Here is a 26,683-nt window from a genome sequence, read left to right on the forward strand (position 1 = left end):
AGCAGCTTGGCAGAGAACCTTGCCCAAAACGTTCTTTAAACCCCGATTTTTGTCCAGTCAGGGGCGTCTACAGCGCGGTCTGGGTTCAGCGGTCCTGGCGATCGCCCTCACCCTCGGCCTTGCTCCCCGGACCCTGGCCCAGGCGCTACCGCCAGCGGTGCGCTTTCCCTTTTTGGCCGACCCGCTCCAGGACAACCCTCTCGATCCGCTGCTGCCCCGGCCCCTGGTGTCGCGCCCCCCCAGTCCGCTGGAGCTGTACGCCCTGGATCAATCGCTGGATCAGCTGGCGCTGGAGGCTGAGACCCTGGCCCAGGCAGGGGATCTGGCCGAGGCTCGAATAATTTGGCGGCGCGAGATTCGCCTGCGCCGTCTGCTGGGGGTTGAGCGCGAACTGGCGGCGATCGACCGGGTGGGCCAGTGGCTGCGCGATCGCACCGCCACCCAGGACCTCCAGCTCTACGCGGTGCGGCTGGACGAGATTCGCGCCGACCTGGTGCTGCCCGCCGACCAGGCGCTGCTAGAGCGGATGGCCAATACCTACGTGGTGCTGGGCGCGATCGATGCCGCCGCTGACATTCGCCGCGACCTGGCCGAGGCAGCGCGGCTGGCGACCAACGGCACGGAATACCGCCGCCAGCTCGAAATTCTGGCCGCCCTGCGGGCCGACTGGTTTCAGTTCGCCGAGGCGGCGGCGGCCTACAGTGAGCTGGTGGCGCTAAACCCGGCTGACCTCAACCCAGAGGCCGAACGGCGCTACCTGAGCCTCCAGGCCGAAAATCTGGAGCAGGCCCAGGACCCGGCCGGGGCGATCGCCCTGCAGCAGCGCCTGCTGCGCCTGTACCAGGAGGACGAGAGTCTGTGGCCGCAGATTCCCCCCTTGCAGCACCGAGTTGCCCAAAACTACCTGGCTCTAAACGATGTGGCTAACGCCGCCCGTCAGCTCCAGGTCGCTTACACCAACGCCATTGACCAGGAGCAGGTTGAAGTCGCCGCCAACGCCATCAACGACCTGGCAGCCATCTACAAAACCCTGGGCCGCTGGACCGATGTGGGCTACCTCTACGAACAGCTGCTGGTGGTCCAGCGGCAGGCCCACAGCGCCTACGGCATGATGGCCGCCTACGACGAACTGGGCCAGGTGCACGAGCAGCTGGGGGCGACGTCGTCGGCGCTGGCGGCCTACCGCGAAGGGCTGGTGCTGGCGCGGGTGCTGGGCACTCGCCAGGCCTACTTTGAAGCCCAAATTGCCCGCTTAACCGAGGAGGCGACCTGATGGTGATTGAATGGCTGACCTTTGCGGTTGACCCCGAAAACCGCGAAACTTTTATTCGCCTGGACCACGACATTTGGACGGCGGCCCTGAGCCAGTACCCCGGTTTTATTTCGAAGGAAGTGTGGATTTCGCCCGATCTGCACGACCAGGTGGTGTGTATGGTGCGCTGGCAGACCCGCGAGCAGTGGAAGTCGATTCCCCAGGCGGAGCTAGACGCCGTTGAGCAACGGTTTGACGAGGCCGTGGAGTTTCCCTACCGCATGATTGATGCCCGCGAGTACCAGGTGCGGCGCTATCCCTCGACTTGAAGCTGAACGTCCGAGGCGATCGCCCTGGCGGCTGATCAGCGCCCCCATCAGCCCCTGATCTGGTCACAATTAAGACTTGGCAACACGACTGGGCTGATGGCGAGTTTACTGGCACATTCCTCCCTATGCTTGACCCCATTCAGGCGCTTGCCCAATGCGTTCGCAAAGGGCTGCTGCCAGAGCTGCACCTCGAAAGCCTCGATCCCCACAACCCTGTGGTGGTTCACCGGGTGCCGGTGCCCTGGCGCTGTCTGGGCACCGGCAACTATGCCGCTGTGTTTCTCCACCCCGACTATCCCGAGCAGGTGGTAAAGGTATATGCCCCGGGTCGCCCTGGTCTCGAAGCCGAGGTCGAGGTCTACCGGCGGCTGGCAGACCATCCGGCCTTTTCGCGCTGCTACCTCAGCGAAGCGCCGTTTTTGGTGCTCAAGCGCCTGCATGGGGTAACGCTGTACGACTGTCTCCACCGGGGCATTGCCATTCCGCCCCAGGTGATTCGCGACATCGATGCTGCCCTCGACTACGTGCGCAGTCGGGGTCTGTTTCCCCACGATGTCCACGGCCGCAACGTCATGCAGTGCGAAGGGCGGGGCCTGGTGGTGGATGTGTCTGATTTCTTGAATTCTCAGCCCTGCCGGGCCTGGCAGGATGTCAAGCGCGCCTACTGGTGGATTTACCGACCCTTTTTTCTGCCCCTGGGCCTGCGAATACCCTATGCTTTGCTGGACGGGGTGCGGGCTGGATACCGTCTGTTTCGTCGCCTTCTGGGCGGCGGGCTGCGTTAGCATACGGCCATAGCTGTTGAATGTATGGCCCTGCCCCATTGCTATGCTGTCGTGCCCCCGTTGCCAGGCCACCCTTGAACCCGCGGCGCTCCAGTGCCCCCGCTGTCGGCTGCCGCTCAAGGCCCACGGCCATCCGGGCATCCCGCTGCACCGCACCGAGGGCGACGAGCCCCTGTGCGCCACCTGCCTCTACGATGCCGACGACACCTGCAACTTTCCCCAGCGTCCCCACGCCGAAACCTGTACCCTGTATCGGTCAGTAAACGCCGCCAAAGATTTGGATCTGCCGTCACCCTCTCCAGGGCAGCAGATTGGTTTTTGGCTGCGCAACCACCGAGGATTAATTGGTCTGATTGGGCTATTGCTACTGAGCCTGGCGATTGTGCTGGTGAATTGAAACGTTAGTTCTCAACTCTAATCTGGGTCCTTCAGCCAGTATTACAATATAAAGTAGGGTATCTTAATGCCTTGGTGCAATTTAAAAAAACTACTCCTCACGGCTAAAAAATGGGCAAGGGGGTGGCTATGGACAGCGCATTCCGTCTAGTCACGCCAGTGTTGGCGGCTGCACTGGTGACAGTGATAGGGGTTCCTAAGTTGATGCTGTATGGCTGCCGTGGCTAGGACACTGGCTCCAGGGCAAAAAAGTCAGCAAAGATTTTTTCGCTGACGGTGTTGAGACGGGTTTGCAGGTTGTCGAGAAATTCGTGCAGCCCCTGCTGGGTGATTTCTTCAATGGTGAGGTAGTCGAGTTCGGAGCGCAGGCGACCGAGGGCGCGATCGCTGCCCGTGCGCCAGGTACCCGCTGGGGTGCCCGAAATGCAGTGCAGCGATCGCTCTGCCTCCAGCAAACAAAACTGAATCGACCGCGGAAACTCCCGATTCAAAATCAAAAACTCGGTCACCCCCCTAGGGGTAATCCGGTACTGGCACTTGCGGTACATCTCGTAGGCGCTGGCTGACTTCAGCAGGGCAATCCACTGTAAATCGTCCAGGGGAGAGCCCACGTCAGTGACCGAGGGCAGCAAAATGTAGTACTTGACGTCGAGGATACGAGCGGTTTTGTCGGCTCGCTCCAGCAACCGCCCCAGCTGACCAAAGTGCCAGCCCTCGGTGTGGGCCATGGTGGCATCCATCACCCCCGCAAACAGGTGGCTGGCCATTTTGACTTCGGGGAAAAAGTTGTGCAGCTCCGACAGCAGGCCCACGTCGGCGGCCTCATTCACCATCAGGTAAAACGAGTTCACCTGCTCCCACATCTCTGACGAAATCACCTCTCGCACCGATCGCGCATTTTCCCGCGCCGACCTGAGGCAGGAAATGATCGAGTTGGGGTACTCGCGATCGAAGGTCAAAAACCGCAGAATATTCTCCGCCGTCGGTTCACCGTAGCGCGCCTCAAACATGGCCTGATCGCCCGTAGTTCGCACCAGGGGCTCCCACTGCTGCTCCATGCCAGGGGGCGCATCCAGCAGCAGGTTCAGGTTGACATCCACAAAGCGGGCGACGTTTTCGGCCCGTTCAACGTAGCGGTTGAGCCAGTAGATGGAGTCGGCGACGCGGCTGAGCATAGTGGTAAAGGGTGGATGGGTGGGAGGGTGGATGGGTGGATGGGTAGGAGGGTGGATGGGTGGGTGGGGCAGCTACTTTTCTGCGTCCACCCATCCACCCGTTCACACCCTCAACTATGTTGAGGTCGGCAGCTGGGCGTTGGGGTCGACCGATCGCACTACCCAGGTGTCTTTGCTGCCGCCGCCCTGGGAGGAGTTGACCACCAGGGAGCCGCGCTTGAGGGCGACGCGGGTGAGGCCGCCGGGATTTACATAGATATCCCGGCCGTAGAGGATGTAGGGGCGCAGGTCCACGTGGCAGCCCTCGAAGCTGTCGTCGATCAGGGTGGGAACTCGCGACAGGCAGAGGGTGGGCTGGGCGATGTAGCCCCGGGGGTTGGCGCGAATGCGATCGCCGAATTCCGCCCGCTGCTCCTCGGTGGCGTGGGGGCCGACCAGCATGCCGTAGCCCCCCGAGGCGTTGGTGGCCTTGACCACTAGCTGATCGAGGTGGCTGAGGACGTGGGCCTGCTGGGTCTCGTCTTCGCACAGGTACGTGGGCACGTTGGGGATGATCTGGTCTTCGTCGAGGTAGTAGCGAATCATCTGCGGCACGTAGGCGTAGACCAGCTTGTCGTCGGCGACGCCGGTGCCGAGGGCGTTGGCCAGGGCCACTCGCCCCGCCCGGTATACCTCCATTAGCCCTGGTACCCCCAGCAGCGAGTCGGGCCGAAAGGCCAGGGGATCGATAAAGTCGTCGTCAATGCGGCGGTACATCACATCGACGCGCTCCAGGCCCTTGGTGGTACGCATTTTCAGGTAGCCATCTGACACCACCAGGTCACGCCCCTCCACCAGTTCGGCCCCCATCTGCTGGGCCAAAAACGAGTGCTCAAAGTAGGCCGAGTTGTACATGCCCGGCGTCAGCACCGCTACTCTGGGGTTGTCAAGCGCCTCTGGGGCCAGGTTGAGCAGAGCCTCCAGCAACTGGCTGGCGTAGTCGTCCACCGCGGCAATGTCCATGGCCGCAAACAGGTGGGGGAAGGTATTCTTCATCACCCGTCGGTTTTCGAGCACGTAGGAGACGCCCGAGGGGCAGCGCAGGTTGTCTTCCAGCACATACCAGCTGCCGTCCTTGTCGCGCACCAGGTCGGTACCGGTGATATGGCACCAGATGTTGTTGGGCGGGTTGAGGCCCATACAGGGCTTTAGAAAACCGGGAGCGCTCTCGACCACGTGGCGCGGTACCACCCCGTCGTTGAGAATTTTTTGCTCGTTGTAGACGTCGTGGATGAAACAGTTGAGGGCGTAGATACGCTGCTTGAGACCTTTTTCAATCCACTCCCACTCGTGGCCGGGCACAATGCGCGGAATCACGTCGAAGGGAAAAATTCGCTCGGTGCCCTGGTTGTCGCTGTAGACGTTGAAGGTGACCCCCAGCTTAAACAGGGTATTTTGCACCGCCTGCTGCCGCTGCTGTAGCTCCACCAGCGCCATATCGTTGACCCGCCGCACCAGCAGTTCTGCCTCTGGGCGAGGCTGGCCTGGCTTCAAAAAAAGTTCATCGAAGAAATCGCCGGGGTCGTAGGCGTCAAATAGCACCAGGGGTCTCCTAAAACTAGAACTTGGGAGTGGGCGCTGTGGGTACAGTGCCACAGGCTTTGATCATTACCGGGGAGAGTCGCTTCAAAGCTGTAGTTTACGATACGAATTTACGAGGCCAGGGCATTTCCAGCGAGGTTTAAATACCCTGGCCCTACCCCATTGGATTGGGTTGGGCTGGGGAGCAAGCGCTGTTGGTTATCGCCGTTTCCAACGGTCCCTGCCCATCGATTGCTGCCAACCCGTCGCCCCTTTTCGTTGGTAGAAAGATTTATTTTCTTGTCTATTGCAATCGTTTTTTATCGTTTTTCTGCCCGTTATGAAGCCAGGATTGATGATTTAAACAGGGCTCTGAACAGCATCGTCCGCACTGGGGGCTGTCATCAATCAGGCCTTTGCAGGCTCAAAGACCAACGGTCACAGCGCCTGGTCTGTTGTTTGGGATGGGCGTGAAACGCTGATGGTCAAAATCTTTTGGCCAAAATTGATGGCACGTCCGGTTGCTTAAGCCATAGCGGGGATCATCTTAGATCCTCACCGATCGCTGTATCTACAGGGAGAATTGCGCCATGGAACGGTTTGACTACATCGTTTTGGGGGCAGGTCTGGGGGGGCTTTCGGCGGCGGCCTGTCTGACGCGCCAGGGCTACCGAGTCGCCGTGCTCGAACAGCACTACCTGCCTGGGGGCTGCTGCCATACCTTTGACTACGGCAACTTTCGATTTTGTGCCGATGTGCACTACATTTCCCAGTGCGGACCGGGGCAGGCGATCGCCCAATTCCTGGACTACATTGGCCGGGAGGTCACTTTTAATTCCCTCGATCCCAACTGCATCGATCGGGTGATTACTCCGGCGGTGGATTTTGCCATTCCCCTGGGGTGGGAGACCTTCCGCCAGCGCCTGCTGAACCAGTTTCCAGCGGACGCGACCCCCATCAACCGCTACTGCGATGAGATCAAGCACCTCCACCACGACATTCGCCAGCTAGGCCAGGAGGTGCGCTGGTACGACCAGCGGTGGCACGACTGGCTGAAGCTACCCAAGTATTTCAATCTGTTTCAAAAGCGGCTCTGGACGCTGCAGGACCTCTACGACCACGTGGGCATGCCGCTCAAACTCCAGGCCCTGCTGGCCGGACAGAGCGGGGACTATGCCCTGCCACCCGAGGAGATTGCCCTGATCACCCACACGGCGCTGGTCTGGGACTATTCGGAGGGCGCGTACTACCCGAAGCACCACTTTAAGGGCTTTGTAGACACCATTGTTGAGGTCATCCTGGCGGGGGGTGGCACCGTGCGCTACATGGCCCCGGTGGAGCACATCGAGGTGCGCGATCGCCGGGTGCAGTGGGTGACGGCGGGGGGCACCCACTACGAGGCGACCCATGCCTACATCAGTGACCTCGACCCCAAGCTGACAGTGGAGTTGATGCATGGAGCCGAACTCAGCCCGACAGAGCGGCAGCGTCTCACCCAGTACGAGTATTCCGCCAGCGCCTTCAACCTCTATCTGGGCCTCAGCGATCGCTTTGACCCCACCCACTACGGCCTCGGCAACTGGAATATCTGGTACTACCCCACCGGGGATCTCAACCAGGAATACCGGCGGCAGCTGCAGGGTAACCTCGATCGCCCCTGGATCTTCCTCTCCTGCCCCACCCTCAAATCCTCCGCGCCGGGCATGGCCCCCGCCGGGCACCACGTGCTCGAAATTGCGACGGTGTGCCCCTACGAGCCCTTCAAGCAGCTGCGCGAAAGCGATCCTGCTGCCTACAAGGCCAGAAAACGGGAGGCGTACAAGGCGATCATGACCAGCGTGCGTGACCTGATCCCCGATATCGATCGCTACATTCGCATGAAGGTCTACGGCACCCCCACCACCAGCGAGCACTACCTGGGCCAGCCCCAGGGCAATATCTACGGGGCCAAACTGGTGCCCCGGCAGGTAGGCCTTAACCGCCTGGGGTACCACACCGAACTGCCCAACCTGTTTTTGGTCGGGGCCAGCGCGGGCTACCCCAGCGTGCCCGGCGTGATTGGCAACGGCATGGACGTGGTGGAGCTAGTCACTGGGGAAACCGTGCGGCGATCGCCCGCCAAAGCTGCGGTTGAACCACCGCTATCGATGGCTCGGTAGTCGGCAGCGGGAAGAGGAGGCGGTGTGCGGTGTGCAGTAAACGGCTTGCGGCCAGCGGCCTACGGTGCAAAGTAAACCGCAGACCTTGCACCGTACACCCTGCCAAACCCCTGGCGCCCGTCAGCCTGGTTGAGCCTAGGCCACCTGGAAGGCCGCCCCCAGGCCCGCCCCGATTTCCGCCGGGGAGAGCTTGCCGTCGTGGTCCAGGTCGAGGGCGTCGAACACCGCATCGGTGCCCAGCCACTCCTCGCGGGTGATAAACCCGTCGCCGTCGAGGTCGTAGGCCTTAAACAGGTCGTCGCGGGCGTGGGTGATGCGCTCTTCGCCCTGGGTGAGTTGGGTGAGGCGAGTGGCCAGCAGATCTTCCAGGGTCTCGAGCGCTTTGCTAAAGCCTTTGATGCCCTCGTCCAGCTTTTCGGAGGCCATGCGATCGCCTTCGTGCATGGACCGAAAGGTCGCTTCATCCATGGAGATCTTCTCGATCTCCATGGATGAAGCCTTGGCGGGGTCGAGCTTGCGGGGCAGGTCGGCCTGGGTGCTGTCCAGCTGCGCCAGCAGCTGGGGCGAAATGGTGAGCAGATCGCAGCCCGCCAGTTCGGTAATTTCGCCAATGTTGCGGAAGCTGGCCCCCATCACCTCGGTCGGGTAGCCAAACTTTTTGTAGTAGTTGTAGATCTCGGTCACCGACACCACGCCGGGGTCTTCGTGGGAGGGGTAGTCTTCGCGGCCCGTGTCTTTTTTGTACCAGTCGAGAATCCGGCCCACAAAGGGAGAGATCAGGGTGACGCCTGCCTCAGCACAGGCGATCGCCTGGTGAAGGCCAAACAGCAGCGTCAGGTTGCAGTGAATTCCTTCTTTTTCCAAGATCTCGGCGGCCTTGATGCCCTCCCAGGTGGAGGCAATCTTGATCAACACCCGCTCTGGGGTAATGCCCAGCTTGTCGTACTGGCCAATGATCTCCCGCGCGGTGGCCACGGTGGCTTCGGTGTCGTAGCTGAGACGGGCATCGACTTCGGTGGACACCCGGCCCGGAATGATGCTGAGAATCTTGTGGCCAAAGGCCACCGCCAGGTTTTTGAAGGCCAGGTTGGCGATATCTTTATCTGAGGCACCCGCTCCGGCATCGACCTTGGCCTTGAGCAAGGTGCCATCGACGATGGACTGGTAGTGGGGGATCTGGGCCGCCGTGGTAATCAGCGAGGGGTTGGTGGTGGCGTCGCGGGGGGTAAATTTTTCAATGGCTTGAATGTCTCCGGTGTCGGCGACTACGACGGTCATCTGTCGGAGCTGCTCTAACAGGCTGGCCATGGGTTTCTCCTGAACATTGAGGGGCTAGGGGGCGTTTATGTGTTGCCCACATTCTAAACAGGGGATCTGAGGCAGGTATTAACCCTTAATTAAAGCTACCGGGCCGTTACAAAACATTGCGTGTCCCCTGAACAATTCCCAAAACCTTACGGTTTCTTAAGGGTTCAACCGCCGGGGCGGGGGTTAGCAAGCTTCAACTCACCTTTTTCGTTGACAGAAGGATTCAATTCGGTGCCTCAATTTGGCCAAAGCTTGGCATGATGGGGAAGATTTAACTGCCTCTGGCTCACCTCGCCTATGCTGACCTCCGTATGGCAACAGCTGACTCTGTCTACCTTTGCCCTTGAGCAATGGCGCGAAGCCAGCGTAATACATCAGTTGCTGGCCCCCTTGCGACGCTGGCGCCAGGGCAGTTGGCTGCTGCGCTGGGGAGATTGGATCGGCCTGGCCATTGTAGTGGTGTTGTTTGCCCTGGCTCCCTACGTCTCGACTACCTTGATTGGGGTGCTGCTGCTGGCGGCGGCGGCGCTGTGGGCCCTGCTCACCCTTACCGACGAGGCTGGCACTGGCATGACGCCCGTGCACATCGCCGTAGCGGTGTACTGGGGGGTGATGGTGATGGCTACAGCCCTGTCGCCGGTGCGGGGGGCGGCTCTGAGTGGCCTGATCAAGCTCTCGCTGAATATTCTGCTGTTTCTGCTGGTGGCACGGGTGGCGCGGCAGCCCCGGGCCAGGGGCATGCTGATTCTGGCCTATATTCTGACCACCCTACCGGTGGCGATCTACGGGCTCAGGCAGTACTTCTTTGGCGCCACGGCCCTGGCCACCTGGGTCGATGTCAACTCGGCGGTGGCCGATGTGACGCGGGTATACAGCTTTTTGGGCAACCCCAATCTGCTGGCGGGCTACCTGATCCCGGGGGTGATGCTGAGCGCCTCGGCCGTGTTTGCCTGGCCCCGCTGGACGCCAAAGGGCCTGGCGGCTCTGGCTACAGTCATCAATACCCTGTGTTTGATTTTGACCCTCAGCCGGGGCGGTTGGATCGGCTTTTTAATCGCCGGGTTTGTGCTGCTCACCCTGCTGGTGCAGTACTGGAGTATATGGTTTACCCCCTTCTGGCGGCGCTGGGCGCTGCCGATCTTGCTGGGCGGGGCCGCCGCCGTGGTGGTGCTGGGGGTGCTGTCGGTCAGCTCCCTGCGGGCACGGGTGCTGAGCATGTTTGTGGGGCGGGCCGACAGCAGCAACAACTTTCGCATGAACGTCTGGGCGGCGGTGATCGACATGATCCGCGCCCGCCCCATCCTCGGCATTGGCCCTGGAAATTCGGCGTTTAACGCGATCTACCCACTGTTCCAACGGCCGCGCTATACGGCTCTGAGCGCCTACTCGGTGTTTTTGGAGGTGCTGGTGGAGGCCGGGGTGGTGGGCCTGCTGGCGTTTTTGTGGCTACTGCTGCTGCTGTTTCACCAGGGCTGGGTGCAGCTCCAGCGGCTGCGGGAAACCCAGGACGCCCAGGGCTACTGGCTGATGGGGGCGATCGCATCAATCACCGGTATTTTGGGCCAGGGCATTGCCGACACGGTGATGTATCGGCCCCAAATCAGCACGCTGTGGTGGATGGCGATCGCGATCGTCGCCAGCTACTACCCGGCCCAGCAACTGTTGGGCAAACGGTCTTTTAAGCTGAGGCCCGAGGGGCAGGACTGAGCGACCTTCTGCTCGGCGGGGACGGCTAGATTGCCGCCCCGCTAGATGAGCTCCTGGCTACCGTCCCAGGTGGCGTGGGGCATCAGCTTGACTTTGCCTTTGAAGGGCAGGGTTTGATCGATGGTTAGACTGCCGCCGTTGAGGGCCAGATGGGTCTTGAGGCGTTTTTTGGCCTCGGCGATCGATGCCACCCGCAGGTTGAGAATGTAGAGGTAGGGAGAAGGGCTTTGGTCGAGATCACTCGCGCTCTCCCAGATGCGGAGCCGAATGCCGTCGGAGTCGTTGATGATTTTGTAAAACAGCAGATGGTCGTCGGCTGGTGCGTACCGGCTGAAACTGGCGGAAGACGGAGTGGACATGTTCCAAAAACCAAAACCAAACGACCAGACCAAAAATCTTGACCATCAGCACCTTCCTTGAGATTACCCAGGAACGGATGCAAAATCTAAGGGGACTTCACAATTTCCTTACATTTGAATCGGCTATATGGAGTCCCTTTGAGGGCCTTTGAGGGCCTTTGCAGGGATAGACGGACCTAAATGTATGGCTACAGCTAACCTGATCTCCGGCGGGCCTAGCCCCACCTGAGACCGGCCGCAAGCAGCGCTATGGGCCGCTGGGCCTGACTTTTAGTATCTGCTAAATCGATCCGAGGGCCGAGGTTTTTGCGGCCTAACTCGGTAAAAATGCCTAAAAGTTTATGTTCCCTAAAGATTAGACGAAGCGGCCCGCCGCTCCATCTCCGTCCGCAGCGCCTTGATGGTGTCGATCAGGCTGGCCTCGAACAGGTTGTAAAACAAAGACTTAAACGGACCTACATCCGCTTCGGCCCGCACCTGCTGGGAGAGCAGGCACAGGGGTTCGCGACCCAGAGAGGCTGGGGCGGCATCGATGCGCCAGTGACCGTACATGTACTCAAGGTTGCCTTCGAGCAGGCGAAAGCTGATCTGCTGTCGGTCAAGCTCCAGGTTTTCGGTCAGCACCTTCGACTCCATGGTGGTGAGTAGAATGCGCCGCCGATCGATCTGTTCGACAATGGTGCGATCGCCCTCCGCCTCCACTACCCGGCTTTTGACCACCGTGGGCAGGAACGTCTCAAAACTGCTGTAGTCGGTCAGCACCGCCCAGGCCTCGGCCTGGGAGACCCGCGTGGCCAACATCAGGCCGTACTGGCCCTGGCCTCCCTTGACCACCACATCGCGTTTGGCCAGGGCAGCCCAGTCAGCATCGGTGAGTTTGGCCAGATACGCCTCGGCCGGCTGAACCTGACGGGATAAACGCGACATAATACCAGAGAACCAGACTTCAAATACTGTAGCGCAACCCGCGGCGGGCGCTACAGTATCGTTGGTTGTACTTACCGCCTGTTGGCAACTGCTATGCCCAGTTTTGATTCAGTTTTAGCGGCCTACCAGGGGCTACCTACCCGCGTGTCCAGTCTGATGCTGAGCACGGTCAGCGGTGAGGGCACCCCCCACGCCAGCTATGCCCCCTACGTGATCGACGACAGCTATCAGCTCTACATCTTTACCAGTGGCCTGTCGGCCCACACCCAGAATCTGCATACCACGGGGCTGGCCAGCGTGCTGCTGATTGAAGATGAGGCTGCGGCTGTCCAGGTGTTTGCCCGCCAGCGCATTACCTACGACTGTCGGGCCGAGATCTTGCCTCGGGGTACGGCCGCCTGGGAGGGCGTGGCCGATCGCTTTGAGCAGCGCTTTGGCGAGATCATTGCCATGCTGCGATCGCTGGACGACTTTCAAATCTTCTGCCTCAGCCCCCAGGGGGGCCGCTTTGTGATGGGATTTGGCGCAGCCTACGCCGTGGATGCTCAAAACCTCAGCCAGCTGGTAGGTCCACCCCAAACTGGAGTCGAAAACGCCGCGGTCCAACCCCAGGCGGGTTAGCCGTTGACCAGAATCGCGATGCCCAGCAGGGCAACCACTGCGCCCGCCACCGCCCTCAAACTGACGCGATCGCCCAGGGCCGCCGCCAGGGGCAGCACAAACAGCGGACTGGTGGAGGTCAGGGCCTGGGCAATGCCAGTGGCGGCATACTTGAGGGCTATCTGCTGCAGATAGATGGCCAGGTAGGTGCCCAGCACAGCTGCTAGGGCCACCCCTGCTAACAAGCGCGGCGATCGCAGGGGTCTGAGCGCCCCTACCACAGGTCCCCGGTAGCGCAGAATGCCCAACAGGATAATGCAGCCCCCACTCAGCCGCAGCAGTGAACTCCACAGCGGGGATACCGCCGTATCGGCCAGCATGGCCCGCGACATCACGGCCCCGGTGGCCTGCCCCAGGGCCGCCAGCAGACCGTAGCCCACCCCCCGGTAGTCCAAACGACCAGCGGCGGAACCTTCGGGCAGGCGCTCGGCGATCACCCACACCACCCCGGCCAGGGTGAGGCCAATCCCCATCCAGGCGCGGGGGCTGAGGGCCTCCTGCAAAAAGGCCAGCGCCATCAGGGCGGCGAGGGGGGGAGCCAGGGTTTCCAGCAGCAGCGCCCGGCGAGGGCCGAGCCGATTGATGGCCGCGAAGTAGGCCGTATCGCCCAGCCCAATCCCAATCACCCCGCTCAGGGCCAGCACGCCGATCGCCCGGCGGTCCAGTCCAGCGGTGCTCTGCCCCAGCAGCGCCAGGGTCAGGATTAGCAGCGTCAGGGCGATCGCCCCCTTGGCCAGGTTGAGCACCAGCGGCGGTAGTGCCTTACCCAACCGGCCAAACATAACCGTGGCGATGGCCCACAGCCCCGCTGCCATCAGTGCCGCTAGTTCCCCTCGCATAGACCCCTAATCGGCACTGGCCGATAGTTTGTCAAACCTGAATACTTTTACCCAGTACTGTCACCATAGCGGAAGCCAACAGAATCTTCACATTTCTGTCCCAGGATTGTGCTGATTGGCGACCTGGTCAGCGTAGAGAGAACCAGACAGTCTGACCAATCCTAGGAATTTTGAGTTATGCGCGTCTGGGCTCTAGCATCCTGTAGCGGGCTACTGGCTTTGGCGGCCTGTAGCGCCGAACAATCTAGCCCTCCCGACCTGGGCAATACTCCTGCCGATGGCGACGATGGGGTTGAGGTTAGCGCTCAGCCGGGTTTGCGGGCTATTTCCTCCAGCCCTATGGCCCGTCCGGAACTGCGCCCGCGCCAGGGGGGGCTCGACCAGGCGCGCTTCAGCCCCCGCCCGAGCGGCCTCAACCACGCCTCCACCCTAACCAACCGGACGGGGGCTGGCCGACCGCTGCCCCAGGCCGATCAGCTCCGACAGCGGCTGCAGCGCCTGCGCACCCAGCAGGGGGCGAGGTTATCTCCCCAGACACCCCTGACCACGGCCCCGCTGCCCGCCGCCCTTTCCCTCACGCCTCCCCGTCCGGCTGAGGCCCAACCGGTCAACCCGCTCGCGCCTCAGGCGGAGACCGCGCTCCCGGCTGTCCCGTCAACCCTCGAGTCTGGGCGTCAGCCCGGGGAAGTGGTCGCATTGTCGGCTCCGCTCCGGCCCAATGTCGCGGCCCCAGAACTGGGGCTGCCGTCAGCCGCCAGCAGCGCCATTGATCTGGGACCGGTGGCCTCCACTCAGGTGGGTGCCCCCCTGACTCCGCGCCGCCACCAGGGCTACAGTACCCGATCGCAGCAACCCGCTCCCGTGATTACCTCCGTTACCCCCGCCGCGCCGGAGGCCCTGACCGTCAGGCTGCACGGCGCACCATCGGCTGGGGCCGCTGACGCCGTAGCCGTGATCCCCGCCGGAGAGCCTGCTGCCCTGCAGCAACCCGAGGTAGGCGCGCCGGTGGTCGAGACTGCCGCTCCCGTAGCCGATCCCCTGGACCCTGCCGAGGCAGCAGACCCCGCTGCTCCTCTGGTCGCCTCGCCCCCAGCGCTGGTCCACCAGTCGAGTACCCCACCCGCCATCAGCCTAAGACCCCAGCCGATCGCAGCAACAGTCTCCGCGTCGGCTCACCACAGCCAAGGCCCCCTCGTCCGGCCAGCCGCAAGCGCCCTTCCCGAGAGCTTGCCCCTGCACCAGGACACCCCCCGCCTCAGTCCTGCGCGTCCGGCGGCCCAGGTTGCCGCACCTACCGCAGCTGTTCCCATTCCGCCTGTGTCCCAGCCGTTGGCGGTTGAGCAGCCCACGCTGCCCATCGGCACAGCCCTCGGCTCCCCCGTAGCTGGGACACCCATGTCCGAGGCACAAACCCTGGGCACCGATCTCCCCCGTCCGCTCGGGTCGGCCCACCAGAGCCAGAGTCAGCCAGAACCGCTCAGCCTCACCCCCACCGTTAGTACCAGCGTCAAAGACTTGCCTGCCGCCTACTGCGCTCGGGTTGGCGAACCGATCCCAATCGACGCCGCCCAGGTTGGGGCCGAGCAGCCGCTTGAGGCTGAAGCGGCGCTCCGCTGGCCCAGTTCGACGGATGCTGCCCTGGCACTGGGCGATGATCTGGATAAAGCCCAGCCTGCGGTGCTCTGCGCTGAATAGATCAGCCCTGCCAATCCCGCCAGTTCGGCGGGATTGGTCAATTAGGGCAGTCTTGCCCCTGGGGTTGCACAGCTGGCCTTTCGGAGGAGAGCCCTGCCCCAGACACGACCTGCGCCGTCAGCATGGTCATCTCAGTGCCGAGTCCTTAGAATGAACCGGGGCCACTTCCGCCGCTGGACGGCTCCACCGGGTTCCTTCCTTTGGCTTGACCATGCGACTGTACTGCGAAATTCGAGGCGTGGGCTTTCCCATCCTGTGTCTGCATGGGCACCCCGGTTCGGCCCAGGCTATGGCGGTGTTTACCGAAAGCCTGAGCGATCGCTACCAAACCCTGACCCCCGATCTGCGGGGCTACGGCCGCAGCCGCACCCCCCTGGACTTTGAGCTTCAGGACAGCCTGAATGACCTGGTGGAACTGCTCGACACCCAAAACATTGAGCGCTGCCTGGTGCTGGGCTGGTCCCTGGGGGGGATTCTGGCGATTGAACTGGCCCTGCGCCACCCCGATCGCATCGCCGGACTGATCTTAGTCGCTACGGCGGCGCGCCCGGTGGGATCGCATCCGCCTGTTACCTGGCCAGATCTAATCAACACCGGGCTGGCGTCGTTGATTAACCTGGCGATCCCCGGTCATCCCTGGGTAATTCAGACCCTGGGCAAGCGATCGCTCTACCGCTACCTGCTCCAACAGCACAGTTCTGGAGCCTACCATCGCCTGGCAAAAGAGGGGTTCTGGGCCTATCTCGGCACCTCTAAGCAAGCCAATCGAGCGCTAAACCGGGCCCTGGCCCAGCGCTACAACCGACTGCCCAACCTGGGGGCGATCGCCGCTCCCAGCCTGGTCCTCTGCGGGGCTCAGGACCGCCATATAACGGCCCAGGCCAGCTTAGAAACCGCGGCCCATCTGCCCCAAGCCGACAGTCGCTGCTATCCAGACACCGCTCACCTGCTACCCTGGGAAATTCCCGATCAGCTTCTGCAGGACATTCACCAGTGGCTAGAGCAGCAAACAGACGCCCTGGGGCTGAAGGACAGCTGGGCTGGGTAATCAGGTCTAGGATCGCCCGCTAAAGGCCGGAGTCGGAAACTCCCCCAGCGGAGCGTCCCACTCGCTGGTGATGGTGAGCTGCTCGGGACGGCTGCACAGCTGCACATTGACTTGAATGTTCTGCGCCCCCTCCTGCTCCAGATCTTCGATGTAACCGCCCTTGGCGGCGTAGGCTTCAGACTCACTGTCGAAGGGACCAAAGTAGTAGGTGCAGGTAGGCTGACTGGTCTTGATCTCCACCCACCAGTCCTTGCTCTGGCCTAAAATGCCCGCCAAAAATCGACCTAAAAAATTGTTCATAGATCCTGCCTATCTGCTGAGTTCTAAAGAGTTTTTGTGGGGCAAGCCCGGCTATAGACTGTCCTGAGGCAGCGCTATCCCATGTTTCGTTATACTGCCTTGCTTTTGATTTTGCAAAGAGGAAATTTGTAGTTGCGCCACCCATTGATGACGATAGATCTCATAGAGGGCCATGCCTGTAGCCACTGATGCATTTAGGCTAGGAACTGAGCCGCGCAGGGGAATGGAAACCAGCGTATCGCAGCTCTGCTGCACCGTCAGGCTGAGGCCGCTGCCCTCGGCTCCCACCACTATCACCGTTGGGCGATCGAAGGTGGTGCGATGCACCGGTTGGCTGGCCTCCGACGACAGGCCGTAGATCCAAAATCCTTTTTCTTTCAGGGTGTCAAGGGCACGTTTCAGGTTGACCACCCGAGCCACGGGCAAATGCTCCAGAGCCCCGGCGGCTACCTTGGCCACCGTGGCCGTCACCCCCGCCGCCCGCCGCTGGGGGATCACCATTCCCTGGGCGCCTAGGGCCTCGGCGGTGCGAATTATGGCTCCCAGATTGTGGGGATCGGTAATGCCATCGGCGGCGATGATGACCGGTACCTTGGCCGCACCGAGGGCGGTTTCGATCATCTCGTCGAGGTCGTGATAGGTGTGCGCCGCCGTCTGGGCCGCGATCCCCTGGTGGTTGGCGCCGCCGGTAATCTGGTTGAGGCGCTTGGTGTCAACCTCATCGATCACCGCACCGCTGGCCTTGGCCTCATCAATCAGCGGCAGAAAGCGGGGATCGTAACGAATGCGATCGTTGACCCACACCCGATTGAGCGGGCGATGCGCCTGGAGGGCTGCCTCCACCGCGTGGCGGCCGTAGATCAGATCGGTTTCATCCTGCTGGTCGTCCCCTGAACCCAGCCCCTGAGGGCTGACCCCCAGCGATCGCGGCGGCCCAGCGTCTCCGCGATGCCTGAAGGACTCGCCGCGTCCATCGCTGCCCTGGTAACGGGGCCGATCGCTCTGATGGCGAGGCTTGTCATCTCTATAGCGGGGTTTGTCATCGCCGCGCCGGTTGCTGCCCTCGTAGCGGGGCTTACTGCTGTCGTAGCGGGGGGTTTCGTCCCTAGGGCGAGGCTTGGCACCGTCGTAGCGGGGTTTGTCACCCTTGTAGCGCGGTTTTTCATCCCCGTAGCGGGGCTTATCGCCCTGGTATCGGGGCTTGCCCTCTTTGTAGCCAGGTTTGTCGTCCCTGTAGCGGGGCTTGCCCTCGGCCGGCCTGGGCTTACCGCCCCGATAGCCTTCGGGCTGCTGGCGGGATTTCGACCCAGAGGGGCGTTTGGGGTTGCGAGAAGGCTTGGGGGTCGACATAGCCACACCTATACGGGTTGGGAACCAAAATTAAGCAGAAAACCTAGGCTAGCACGCCCTGTCCCTTACCCTAGCATCCTGGTTTTTTGTTTTGTTTCTAGGGTCTGTCGTCTATTTGGGCCAGGATCCTGGCCTTGCTTGTTGGACTTACCTTTGGAACTAGGCCAGGCGGACTAGGCCGATGCGGAGAGGCTCTATCTAGCCAAGGGCTTAAATTTGAGCATCTGGTGACACAGAGGCCACATCCCAAAAATAATCCTTCACAATGGAAAATAACATGCCCATACTGGAGTGATGCCAATGCCTCACCCATTTAACGGTACGAAGCTCGATTGCCCGGTTCATCTGGTCTTGTCGTACATTGGCAGCAAATGGGCTATCCTCATTCTGCAAGAGCTGTTTCAGGGTAGTCGACGCACCAACGAGTTTCTGTCGGCCCTGCCTGGAATCAGCACCAAGACGCTAACGGCCCGCCTGCGAGAGCTAGAAAGCTACGGCCTGGTCAAGCGCACGGTTTTTCCTGAGGTTCCGCCGCGGGTCGAGTATTCGCTGACGGCCAAGGGGCGAGAGGTGCAACCCATTATGGCGGCCCTCAACCAGGTCGGGCAGCAGTGGCTGGTGCACAGCCCCGGTGAGGGCCGAAACACCCCTTCGAACCGTTCGACAACCTCCTACGGTCCCCGCAGCCGGTAGCTATGGACGGGTTACCTATGGGGCCGTCGATGGCAGCCCCTTGGGACGTGCCATCAATTGTGGCCAAAAGTTCTGTAGCCAAAAGTTCGCTACATCAAGCCTTGCCACGCTCGACTGCCACGCTCGACCGCCAAGCTGGACCGCCAAGCTGGACCCAGGAAGCAGCCTGAGAGCTGTAACCGTTCCTTGCTGGGACATCGGAGGCTAATGGGTGACGGCCCCTAGTCATTGCTCCAGGTTTCGTGGGGGATCAGATCGCCAATGCGATCGCGCAAACCGTAGTCATTTTCCTCTAGCTCAGCCTCAATAAACGGCCACTCTCGGGCGGCGATATAGCCACACAGCGCGCAGATAGGCTGACATCGATCCAGGGTGCCGCAGTCAACGAGTTGCTTGGCCTCATCGCGAATGGCGTCGATGGTGAGGTGTCGGCCAAGCAGTGGTTTTGTGGTCGTCGGGGTCATAGCTGTAGCCCTCCAGTAGAACCGGCAGTGAGAGTATTTACTTACCCGTCCATCTACATAGTGCAACCCGCATTTTTGAGATCAACGGATTTGATGCGTATCCTTACCTTTGTTTACCTGGCGCAATAATGTAGTCTGTTACACCGTTTTAAGCCTGCTCCAGGGCGGCGATCGCCTGGTGAGTACTGAGAAAAATTCGCTCCTTGCCCCCCAAATGCTGGACAAACCTGGCCCGCTCTAGCTGGTCCATGACCGGACCTTTGACCTCGCTGAGGTAGACCGTCACCCCGGCTTCTCTGAAGTTGTCTACCAGCGCTTCTAAAGTTTCGAGGGCGCTGCCATCGATGTGGTTGATGGCGCTGCAGATCAGCACCAGGGCATTGGCAGTTGGGTGCTCAGCCACCGCCTGCATCAAGTAGTCTTCCAAATATTTGCTGTTGGCAAAGTAGAGGCTTTCGTCAATGCGAATGGCCAGCACCCCAGGGCAGGTGTGTACCGGATGGCGCTTGACGTTGCGAAAATGTTCGCTGTCGCCCACGCGCCCCACCTCGGCAATGTGAGGTTGGCTGGTGCGCCACAGGTAAAAGGCCACCGAGGCCACAAACCCGACGACGATTCCCGCTTCAATCCCAAGGGTGAGCACCGCCCCAAAGGTAATGGCCAGGCTGGCCGCATCGGATCGAGAGACTCGCCACAGGTGACCAACGCTCCGAAAATCCAGCAGATTGATCACCGCCACCAGAATAACCGCCGCCAGGGCCGCCTGGGGCAGGTTGTAAAACAGCGGCGTAAACAGCACCACGACCAGGGCGACCAGCCCCGCTGTAATTATGGACGCCAACCCTGTGTTGGCCCCTGCCGAAAAATTCACGATCGATCGGCTAAAGCCGCCGGTGACCGGATACCCGCCGGTAAAGGCGGCCCCCAGGTTGGCGGCCCCCAGCCCAATCAGTTCCTGGTTGGCATCGATGCGCTGCCGCCGTTTGCTGGCCAGGGACTTGGCTACCGCAATACTCTCCATAAAGCCGACAAAGCTGATGGTCAGGGCTGTGGGAAGGAGCCGTTGCCACAGCGTCAGGTCCACGGGCGGGTAGGTCAGCGGCGGTAGCCCCCGGGGAATGTCCCCCACAATGGCCACCCCAAAGCGGCTATCCAGGTTGAGTAGCCCCACCAGCGCGATCGTCGTGATCACCACCAGCAGAGGCCCTCCACGGCTCACAGGGCCGATCCACGCCGGGGGGACTCCCCAGCGGCTCAGCACCTGGGGCAAATGTCGATTAAAAAAGAGCAGCACGGCCAAGCTGGTCAGGCCCAGCCCCAGGCTGACCCCATTGCTGTCGGGAGCCGCCTGCGCCAGGTGGTGAGCCGTTTCAAAGAAACTCTCTGACTGGGGAATTTTGATGCCCATCAGGTGCTTGAGCTGGCTGAGGCCAATCACCAGGGCCGCGGCATTGGTAAAGCCTACGATCACGGCATGGCTGAGAAAATTCACAATGAACCCCAGCCGCACCAGCCCCATGCAAACCTGAATCAGCCCAATCATCAGGGCCAGGGCCAGGGCTGCAGCCCAGTAGTCGGGGCTGCCGGGGGCGGCTACCTGGCTCAGACTGGTGGCCACCAGCAGCGACACCATGGCCACTGGGCCAACGGCCAGCGCCCGACTGGTGCCCAAAAGGGCGTAGATCAACAGCGGCACGATACTGGCGTAGAGCCCCACCTGGGGTGGCAGCCCAGCCAGCATCGCGTAGGCCATCCCCTGGGGGATCAGCATCACCGCCACGATGGTACCGGCCATCACATCTCCCACCAGGTCGTGGGGGTTGTAGTGCAGGCCCCAGTCCAGGGCTGGGACGTAGCGACTGAGCAAGCGAACGACAGGGCATTGGGATGACGGGGCGCAGGAGTGGGGCATAGCGGCGACGGGGCGATCGCAGAATGACAGCGGAGCGATCCCGGCTCCAGCATACCCCGATTCAGGCGCTATATAACCACTTGGTTGTTTGGTAATGTCCTGCTGTCACTGCCCTAGCGGGGTCTGGCAAACACCTGGGCCCAGTAGATCCGACCTCCCCCGGTGGCCTGCCCTACCCCCAACTCGGTGAAGGCCGGGTTGAGAATATTCTGGCGATGGCCGGGACTGTTCATCCAGGCCCGCATGACCGCGGCGGGGGTGGGCTGACCCATGGCCACGTTTTCGCCAATGGTGGACCAGCGGTACTGGGTGGCATCGATGCGCGATCGCATCGTAGAGCCGTCCGATCCGGTGTGGCTCATGCGGCGGCTGGTGGCCATATCCTGGGCGTGGCGCTGGGCGGCCGCCGTGAGCTTCTCGTTAAGCACCAGGGGGGCAGCATTGACTCGCCGCCGCTCGACATTGACCAGCCGCAGCAGTTCCTGGGCGATCGCGTCATTGGTCTGGGCTACGGCCACTTTCGGGGCGGGAGCAGGGGTCTGGGCGATCGCCGGCAGGAGCGCGGCGCGGGTCATGGCCGGCCCCCCCAGCCCCGCCACAACTGCCGCTAGCAAAAGCGCGCGAGGGAGTCGCGGGCACAACATACGTTTCCATGGCTGCATGGGTTATCTCCTGAGAATGAGTATGGGACTGCCGTAGACCACCCTGCCCTCACCTTTGACGCAGCCCAAAAGAGTCGGTTCCACCGGCACAGGGTTTCGGCAGGGATCAACTTCAGGATTCCCAGGTTGGATCGTTCCAGGGCGTGGGAATCCCTAGCGGGGATGCAGCGCCATCAGCTGACGCACGGCTTCGGCATGATACGAGCTGCGGGTCAGGGGCGACGACACCACCTGCAAAAAGCCCTTGGCTTCCCCCGCTACCCGCCAGGCGTCAAACTGGGCTGGGGTGATAAACTCCGCTACCGGCAAATGCTTGCTACCCGGAGACAGGTACTGGCCCAGGGTCAAAATGTCGCAGTCTACGGCCCGCAGGTCATCCATCACCTGCTGCACCTCGGCGTCGGTTTCCCCCAGCCCCATCATCAAGCCCGACTTGGTGTACACCCAGGGGGCCAGCTCCCGACTGCGCCGCAGCAGTTCCAGGGAACGGGCATAGTCGCCCTGGGGCCGCACCCGCCGGTAGAGGCGGGGCACGGTTTCGGTGTTGTGGTTAAGCACGTGGGGCCGCGCCGCCAGCAGGGTCTCCAGGGCCTGCCAGTTGCCGCACAGGTCCGGGATCAGCACCTCAATGGTGGTGTCGGGGGTGGTTTGCTTGACCGCCTCAATGCAGGCGACAAACTGACTGGCACCACCGTCGGCCAGGTCATCGCGGTTCACGGAGGTAATCACCACGTGGTTGAGCTTCATGCGCCGCACCGACTCGGCCAGGCGCAGGGGTTCCGTGGGGTCTAGGGGTTTAGGCTTTTTTTCAAAATCAATGTCGCAGTAGGGGCAGGCGCGGGTGCAGGCTGGGCCCATAATCAAAAACGTAGCGGTGCCCGCCTTAAAGCACTCGCCAATGTTGGGGCACGACGCCTCTTCACAGACGGTATTGAGGCCCAGGTCCTGCAGAATCGCCTTGACCTCCCCCACCCGTTCCCACTGAGGGGCTTTTACCCGTAACCAATCTGGTTTTACCGCCACAGTCTCAAATCCCGGCACAATGTCTGCTTTCCAATCATATCAATCCCCTGCTCTCCTTGCCCTGGCTCCCTGCCTGAGCCCAATCCAGAACAAGAAGATGGCAGTATGCTGAAAATTGGATGCGGGTAAACGACATCGGGCTATGGATTCGCCATCTCCCTTAAATCGCTGTCTCATGGTGCTGTGCTACGGCGCGGCCGGACTGCTGGCGGCCGCCACCTGGCAGGACCAGGTCAACTCGCGCTGGCGGTTTGAGACACCCTTTGAGCGTACCCGATTGGTCCGGCTGCTGCCGGTCATCACCCAGGCACCCGAAACCTTCATGACCGCCAACACCCGGATAGTTATCAGCCTCAGTCGGCGACGGCTGACGCTCTATCAAAACGAAGAGGTACTCGACGAGTTTCCCGTCGCCATTGGTCAAGATACCTGGGAAACCCCGGTGGGCGAATTTGCCGTCCGCGACATGCGCGTCAACCCCGTGTGGCAACACCCCATTACCAAAGAGGCCGTCGGCCCAGGTCCCGGCAATCCCCTGGGCTCCCGCTGGATTGGCTTCTCGTCCCAGGACCGGTTCCGCATCGGTATCCACGGCACCAATCAGGAAACCCTGATCGGCGAGGCCGTCTCCCACGGCTGCGTGCGGATGCTGGAGAAGGACATTCACACCCTCTATAGCCGAATTAAAATCGGCACTCCAATTAAAGTCTTGCCTTAGGCAGCGCCAAGGCTAAAACGTCTGAAGCTTAGGGGGTGTGATCAATTGTGGTCAAAAGCGCGGTTTATCAAGCTTTGCCACCCCCGACCCAAACGTCAGGCTAGGGGCTGTAACCCTTAATTTTTGGGCATTTGGCAGCTAATTGATCACAGCCCCTAGGGTTCTGGTCGGTTGGGGTTAGACCTGGAGGGCCACCGGCAGGTCGGTGCCGATCGCGGCCAGGTCGAAGTGATGCCAGGGTTTGCCGTCGAGGGCCATCTGTTCGATCAGACTGGCTAGCCGCAGGGCCTTGAGCGCCTGTTCGCCGCCTACGGAGGGCTTTTCGCCGCCGCGCACACAGTTGATAAAGTGCTCCAGCTCAGCGTGGAGGGGCTCAATATTACTGGTGTAGACCTTCTCGATCAGGCCGTCCTGGCGGTAGAGCACCTGGCCGTAGTCACTGGAGCAGTCGGCGGTGGTCTGCCGGTGGATCAGGATCTCGTTGTTGAGAAAGTCGGCATCGGTGAGGGAGTTTTTGCAGTGGGCGGTGATGCTGCGAATTTTGCGGTGAGTGACCTTGCTGGAGGTCAGCGTCGCCACAATGCCGTTGCTAAAGCCCAGGGTGGCGGTGACGTAGTCCAGGTAGCCGGAGTTGGAGGCGCGGCTGCCGCTGGCGGTGAGGGTGGCGACCGTAGACCCGGCCAGTTCGAGCAGCAGATCAATGTCGTGGATCATCAGGTCGAGCACCACCGACACGTCGTTGGCCCGCTGGGAGTAGGGGCTCATGCGGCGGGCTTCCAGGGCCAGCAGTTCTTCGGTCTTGAGGACTTTGTGCAGCTCCTGAAAGGCGGGGTTAAACCGCTCGATGTGGCCCACTTGCAGAATGCAGTTGGTGGCGGCAGCGGCATTGACCAGGGACTCGGCTTCGGCAATGCTGGCGGCAATGGGTTTTTCAATCAGGATGTGGACACCAGCCTGCAGGCAGGCCATGCCCACGGAGTGGTGGAGGCGCGTCGGGACCGCCACACAGACGGCATCCACGTGCTTGAGCAGCTCCTGGTAGTCTTCAAAAAACCGAATTCTATACTTGCCTGCCGTGTCCAGCCCCCGCTCGACGTTGACATCAGAAACCCCAACTAGCTCTACGTCTTTGAACCGGCTGAGGACACGGGTGTGGTGCTGGCCCATATTGCCCACGCCAATAACGCCGACACGAATAGGATCTGGCAGGTTTCGGGATGATTGCATGTCTAAGGCAGATGACAACATGGGTTCTTGCACGCCTGTCCTTCCTTAAGGAGACAAAGTACGCCGACAGCTAAACAACTCGTGCGTTGCGAACGTCAGAGCAAATGGAGAACTGAGACGGCCAGGTAAAATTACTCAGATACTATCACAATGCTTCACACTGTAAAGAATAGCGACATTCCGTCCCAGGGAAGCACAAATTTAGGCCAGATTTGCAAGTTGGTACAGGTTTACACTCATTTTTTAGGCTTTTTGTCCGCCCTATCATGCTACAAATACCTGCCTAAGCCGTCTAGCGAGTTGTGGCAGTTGGCCAGCTGTCCAGAATGCCAGCGGCTGAGGGGTCAAGACCGCAACGATTCATCAATTTCATCGATGTTGGGGGAGGGACTGCCCCCAGGGCGATCGCTGCCGGAGTCCTGGGGCAACGGGTCGTGTAAATCCAGCGATCGGGCCAGAATGTCGTTGAGGCGTGGCCCATCGGTAGACAGCACCACCCACTCCAGGCCGCCAAACACCAGGCGATCGCCCGCCCTGGGGATCTTCTGCATCTGGTAGATCAAAAAACCGCCCAGGGTCTGATAGTCGTCGGCGTAGGGCAGAGCCAGGTTGAGCAGGTCGTTGACCTCCTCTAAATCGGTGTGGGCCTTGATGCGGTAGGACTGATCGTCGAGCATCTGCACCAGCTGTTCGTCGTCATCGGGCTCGTGAATCTCGCCGATGATCTCAGTGGTCAAATCGTGAAGGGTAATCAGCCCGGCAGTGCCGCCAAACTCATCAACCACGATCACCAGTTCCTGCCCGGTGCGCTGCATGGTGGCCAACAGCTCGTGCAGCGGCGTATGCTCAGGCACAAAGCGAGCGGGTTTGACCCAGGCCGCCAGGGGGGTATCGGCATTGATCTGCTGGCGGGCCAGGGGCTGCAAAAACTGCTTCAGCTCTACCATGCCCTGAATGTCATCGAGGGAGTCGCCCATGACCGGGTAGCGGGAGTGCTCGGTGGTAGCCACAACCTCGATCAGCTCTCCTAGGGTGGAGGACTGGGGAATGGCGTGGATCTGAGTGCGGGGCACCATGATTTCCTCGGCGGTCACATCGCGAAACTCAAACACGTTGTTGAGCAGTTCCCGTTCTTCGGCATCGAGGCCGGGGGTCTCGGCGGTGGTGCGGATGATCAGCTGGAGTTCCTCGGGGGTGAGGCGACTGTAGCTGACCTGGTCGCTGTAGCGAATGTTGACCAGCCGCAGCAGCAGCCGGGTGGACTGGTTCAAAATCCAGATAAAAGGGTTGAACAGGCGGGCGATGGTCAAACTGGAGGGGCCTAAAAACCGGGCGACCTGCTCGGGGTAGAGCATGGCGACGGATTTTGGGCACAGCTCCCCCAGCACAATCTGCAGGTAGGCGACCAGAAAAAAAGCGGTGGGAATAGCCAGGGTGTGGGCCAGAGCCGCGCTCTGGGCCGGGTTGAGCGGGGTTTTGCTGATCCAAAAGGCCAGGGTGACGGCCATAGTGCCCTCCCCCACCCACCCCAGGGCCAGGCTGGACAGGGTAATGCCAAGCTGGGTGGTAGACAGCAGGCGATCGAGGCTGCGCTGGAGCTGCTGCACGGTTTTGGCCTGTACGTCGCCTTCGGAGACGAGCTGGCTGATGCGCGATCGCCGCACCGAGACCATAGAAAACTCTGCCGCCACAAAAAAGGCGTTGATGCCAATCAGCAGCAGTACCGCCAGCAGGCGCGACGCGATCGCGCCTGCTGGCATCTGTTCGGGAATGACAACGGCTAATACATTGGGGAAAGCGCCCATGACCCAGTGCCTAAGAGCTACTGGCCGCCGCTAGTGCGAACTTTCACCTGCTGCAAAATCTCAGCTTCGTTGACCAGGACCACGTCGCCGTGGCCGCCGCCTTCGCGGGCGATGGGAGAACCGCTGGTAGGCCGAGTTTCTGGTTGGCGCACTCCGGTCAGCGCCTGACGACCCAGGGTAAACCCCCACGACGCGCTAACCACCCCCGACCCGATCATCAGCGAGAGCAAAATCAACGTAAACGCTACGGCAGGGTTCATGGCAGGGGAAAAAGTGAATAACCTGAGCAAAGGAGACCGTTGAGACCGCTTGGGTCAAATCCAGGCTTAT

26 protein-coding genes are annotated in these 26,683 nt (G+C 61.2%); 11 read left to right on the forward strand and 15 right to left on the reverse strand.

What is annotated here, in order from left to right; all coding sequences use genetic code 11:
* Positions 1 to 49 precede the first annotated feature (49 nt).
* The 4 genes from NF78_RS19870 (at position 50) to NF78_RS19885 (ending at position 2,763) form a co-directional block, all read left to right on the forward strand.
* A complete protein-coding gene (locus NF78_RS19870) occupies positions 50 to 1,273 on the forward strand; it encodes a hypothetical protein (RefSeq protein ID WP_156119892.1) in 1,224 nt (407 codons plus the stop codon).
* The gene (locus NF78_RS19875; RefSeq protein ID WP_035991103.1) at positions 1,273 to 1,581 is read left to right on the forward strand and encodes a TIGR03792 family protein; all 309 of its coding nucleotides are present in this window, start codon (positions 1,273 to 1,275) and stop codon (positions 1,579 to 1,581) included. The genes NF78_RS19870 and NF78_RS19875 overlap by 1 nt, the downstream gene beginning before the upstream one ends.
* A 125-nt stretch (positions 1,582 to 1,706) precedes the next feature.
* Complete coding sequence (locus tag NF78_RS19880; protein WP_035991105.1) at positions 1,707 to 2,366, forward strand: serine/threonine-protein kinase; 660 nt, start codon at positions 1,707 to 1,709, stop codon at positions 2,364 to 2,366.
* A 43-nt stretch (positions 2,367 to 2,409) separates the two neighbouring features.
* Positions 2,410 to 2,763, forward strand: coding sequence for a hypothetical protein (locus NF78_RS19885; RefSeq protein ID WP_035991107.1), 354 nt, complete (start codon positions 2,410 to 2,412; stop codon positions 2,761 to 2,763).
* Between the two features lie 223 nt (positions 2,764 to 2,986).
* On the opposite strand, the gene NF78_RS19890 is transcribed toward NF78_RS19885, so the two are convergent.
* Together NF78_RS19890 and NF78_RS19895 are read right to left on the reverse strand one after the other, a co-directional pair.
* The gene (locus NF78_RS19890; RefSeq protein ID WP_035991108.1) at positions 2,987 to 3,937 is read right to left on the reverse strand and encodes an alpha-E domain-containing protein; all 951 of its coding nucleotides are present in this window, start codon (positions 3,935 to 3,937) and stop codon (positions 2,987 to 2,989) included.
* A gap of 114 nt (positions 3,938 to 4,051) precedes the next feature.
* Positions 4,052 to 5,518, reverse strand: a complete 1,467-nt coding sequence (locus NF78_RS19895) for a circularly permuted type 2 ATP-grasp protein (protein ID WP_035991110.1) — start codon at positions 5,516 to 5,518, stop codon at positions 4,052 to 4,054.
* 569 nt (positions 5,519 to 6,087) lie between these two features.
* Between NF78_RS19895 and NF78_RS19900 the strand changes: the two genes are divergently transcribed.
* Positions 6,088 to 7,656, forward strand: coding sequence for a phytoene desaturase family protein (locus NF78_RS19900; RefSeq protein ID WP_052050771.1), 1,569 nt, complete (start codon positions 6,088 to 6,090; stop codon positions 7,654 to 7,656).
* A 135-nt stretch (positions 7,657 to 7,791) separates the two neighbouring features.
* On the opposite strand, the gene NF78_RS19905 is transcribed toward NF78_RS19900, so the two are convergent.
* The gene (locus NF78_RS19905; RefSeq protein ID WP_035991112.1) at positions 7,792 to 8,964 is read right to left on the reverse strand and encodes a transaldolase; all 1,173 of its coding nucleotides are present in this window, start codon (positions 8,962 to 8,964) and stop codon (positions 7,792 to 7,794) included.
* A 297-nt stretch (positions 8,965 to 9,261) separates the two neighbouring features.
* On the opposite strand from NF78_RS19905, the gene NF78_RS19910 reads away from it, so the two are divergent.
* Positions 9,262 to 10,671: an IctB family putative bicarbonate transporter gene (locus NF78_RS19910; protein ID WP_035991114.1), complete on the forward strand. Its 1,410-nt coding sequence runs from the start codon at positions 9,262 to 9,264 to the stop codon at positions 10,669 to 10,671.
* Between the two features lie 41 nt (positions 10,672 to 10,712).
* Here the strand turns inward: NF78_RS19910 and NF78_RS19915 are convergent, their stop codons facing one another.
* Together NF78_RS19915 and NF78_RS19920 are read right to left on the reverse strand one after the other, a co-directional pair.
* A complete protein-coding gene (locus NF78_RS19915; RefSeq protein ID WP_035991116.1) occupies positions 10,713 to 11,030 on the reverse strand; it encodes a hypothetical protein in 318 nt (105 codons plus the stop codon).
* Between the two features lie 348 nt (positions 11,031 to 11,378).
* Positions 11,379 to 11,957 carry an SRPBCC family protein gene (locus NF78_RS19920; protein ID WP_052050772.1) on the reverse strand — a complete coding sequence of 193 codons (579 nt, stop codon included), beginning with the start codon at positions 11,955 to 11,957 and terminating at the stop codon, positions 11,379 to 11,381.
* A gap of 93 nt (positions 11,958 to 12,050) precedes the next feature.
* Here NF78_RS19920 and NF78_RS19925 point away from each other — a divergent pair, with 93 nt between their 5' ends.
* Complete coding sequence (locus tag NF78_RS19925; RefSeq protein ID WP_035991118.1) at positions 12,051 to 12,578, forward strand: HugZ family protein; 528 nt, start codon at positions 12,051 to 12,053, stop codon at positions 12,576 to 12,578.
* On the opposite strand, the gene NF78_RS19930 is transcribed toward NF78_RS19925, so the two are convergent.
* A complete protein-coding gene (locus NF78_RS19930) occupies positions 12,575 to 13,456 on the reverse strand; it encodes a DMT family transporter (protein WP_035991119.1) in 882 nt (293 codons plus the stop codon). The genes NF78_RS19925 and NF78_RS19930 overlap by 4 nt on opposite strands.
* 177 nt (positions 13,457 to 13,633) lie before the next feature.
* Between NF78_RS19930 and NF78_RS19935 the strand changes: the two genes are divergently transcribed.
* Together NF78_RS19935 and NF78_RS19940 are read left to right on the forward strand one after the other, a co-directional pair.
* A complete protein-coding gene (locus tag NF78_RS19935) occupies positions 13,634 to 15,151 on the forward strand; it encodes a hypothetical protein (RefSeq protein WP_156119893.1) in 1,518 nt (505 codons plus the stop codon).
* A gap of 211 nt (positions 15,152 to 15,362) precedes the next feature.
* Positions 15,363 to 16,199 (forward strand): alpha/beta fold hydrolase, encoded by an 837-nt coding sequence (locus NF78_RS19940; RefSeq protein WP_072016200.1) that lies wholly within the window; start codon positions 15,363 to 15,365, stop codon positions 16,197 to 16,199.
* A 6-nt stretch (positions 16,200 to 16,205) separates the two neighbouring features.
* Here NF78_RS19940 and NF78_RS19945 read toward each other — a convergent pair whose 3' ends face one another.
* Both NF78_RS19945 and rlmB read right to left on the reverse strand, forming a co-directional pair.
* The gene (locus tag NF78_RS19945; protein WP_035991123.1) at positions 16,206 to 16,499 is read right to left on the reverse strand and encodes a DUF1816 domain-containing protein; all 294 of its coding nucleotides are present in this window, start codon (positions 16,497 to 16,499) and stop codon (positions 16,206 to 16,208) included.
* Positions 16,500 to 16,550: 51 nt separating this feature from the next.
* A complete protein-coding gene (rlmB, locus tag NF78_RS19950) occupies positions 16,551 to 17,849 on the reverse strand; it encodes a 23S rRNA (guanosine(2251)-2'-O)-methyltransferase RlmB (protein WP_035991125.1) in 1,299 nt (432 codons plus the stop codon).
* Positions 17,850 to 18,149: 300 nt separating this feature from the next.
* Between rlmB and NF78_RS19955 the strand changes: the two genes are divergently transcribed.
* On the forward strand, positions 18,150 to 18,542 hold the full coding sequence (locus NF78_RS19955; RefSeq protein WP_197064925.1) for a winged helix-turn-helix transcriptional regulator: 393 nt from the start codon (positions 18,150 to 18,152) through the stop codon (positions 18,540 to 18,542).
* 221 nt (positions 18,543 to 18,763) lie between these two features.
* Here the strand turns inward: NF78_RS19955 and NF78_RS19960 are convergent, their stop codons facing one another.
* From NF78_RS19960 to lipA, 4 genes are all read right to left on the reverse strand, one after another.
* Positions 18,764 to 19,006 carry a DUF4327 family protein gene (locus NF78_RS19960; RefSeq protein WP_035991128.1) on the reverse strand — a complete coding sequence of 81 codons (243 nt, stop codon included), beginning with the start codon at positions 19,004 to 19,006 and terminating at the stop codon, positions 18,764 to 18,766.
* A 148-nt stretch (positions 19,007 to 19,154) separates the two neighbouring features.
* Entirely contained in the window at positions 19,155 to 20,918 is a 1,764-nt protein-coding gene (locus NF78_RS19965) for a SulP family inorganic anion transporter (protein WP_052050775.1), read from the reverse strand.
* A gap of 113 nt (positions 20,919 to 21,031) precedes the next feature.
* Positions 21,032 to 21,493 carry a CAP domain-containing protein gene (locus NF78_RS19970; protein ID WP_197064926.1) on the reverse strand — a complete coding sequence of 154 codons (462 nt, stop codon included), beginning with the start codon at positions 21,491 to 21,493 and terminating at the stop codon, positions 21,032 to 21,034.
* A gap of 240 nt (positions 21,494 to 21,733) precedes the next feature.
* On the reverse strand, positions 21,734 to 22,603 hold the full coding sequence (lipA, locus tag NF78_RS19975; protein ID WP_035993434.1) for a lipoyl synthase: 870 nt from the start codon (positions 22,601 to 22,603) through the stop codon (positions 21,734 to 21,736).
* A 142-nt stretch (positions 22,604 to 22,745) separates the two neighbouring features.
* On the opposite strand from lipA, the gene NF78_RS19980 reads away from it, so the two are divergent.
* Positions 22,746 to 23,321: a L,D-transpeptidase gene (locus tag NF78_RS19980; RefSeq protein WP_035991133.1), complete on the forward strand. Its 576-nt coding sequence runs from the start codon at positions 22,746 to 22,748 to the stop codon at positions 23,319 to 23,321.
* Positions 23,322 to 23,498: 177 nt separating this feature from the next.
* Here the strand turns inward: NF78_RS19980 and NF78_RS19985 are convergent, their stop codons facing one another.
* The 3 genes from NF78_RS19985 to NF78_RS19995 all read right to left on the reverse strand — a co-directional run bounded on the left by NF78_RS19985 (position 23,499) and on the right by NF78_RS19995 (position 26,613).
* A complete protein-coding gene (locus tag NF78_RS19985) occupies positions 23,499 to 24,548 on the reverse strand; it encodes a Gfo/Idh/MocA family protein (RefSeq protein WP_197064927.1) in 1,050 nt (349 codons plus the stop codon).
* Between the two features lie 344 nt (positions 24,549 to 24,892).
* The gene (locus NF78_RS19990; protein WP_052050776.1) at positions 24,893 to 26,353 is read right to left on the reverse strand and encodes a hemolysin family protein; all 1,461 of its coding nucleotides are present in this window, start codon (positions 26,351 to 26,353) and stop codon (positions 24,893 to 24,895) included.
* A 17-nt stretch (positions 26,354 to 26,370) separates the two neighbouring features.
* Positions 26,371 to 26,613, reverse strand: coding sequence for a hypothetical protein (locus NF78_RS19995; protein ID WP_035991137.1), 243 nt, complete (start codon positions 26,611 to 26,613; stop codon positions 26,371 to 26,373).
* Positions 26,614 to 26,683 lie beyond the last annotated feature (70 nt).

This window comes from Leptolyngbya sp. KIOST-1, assembly GCF_000763385.1.
Taxonomy (GTDB): Bacteria; Cyanobacteriota; Cyanobacteriia; order Phormidesmidales; family Phormidesmidaceae; genus Nodosilinea.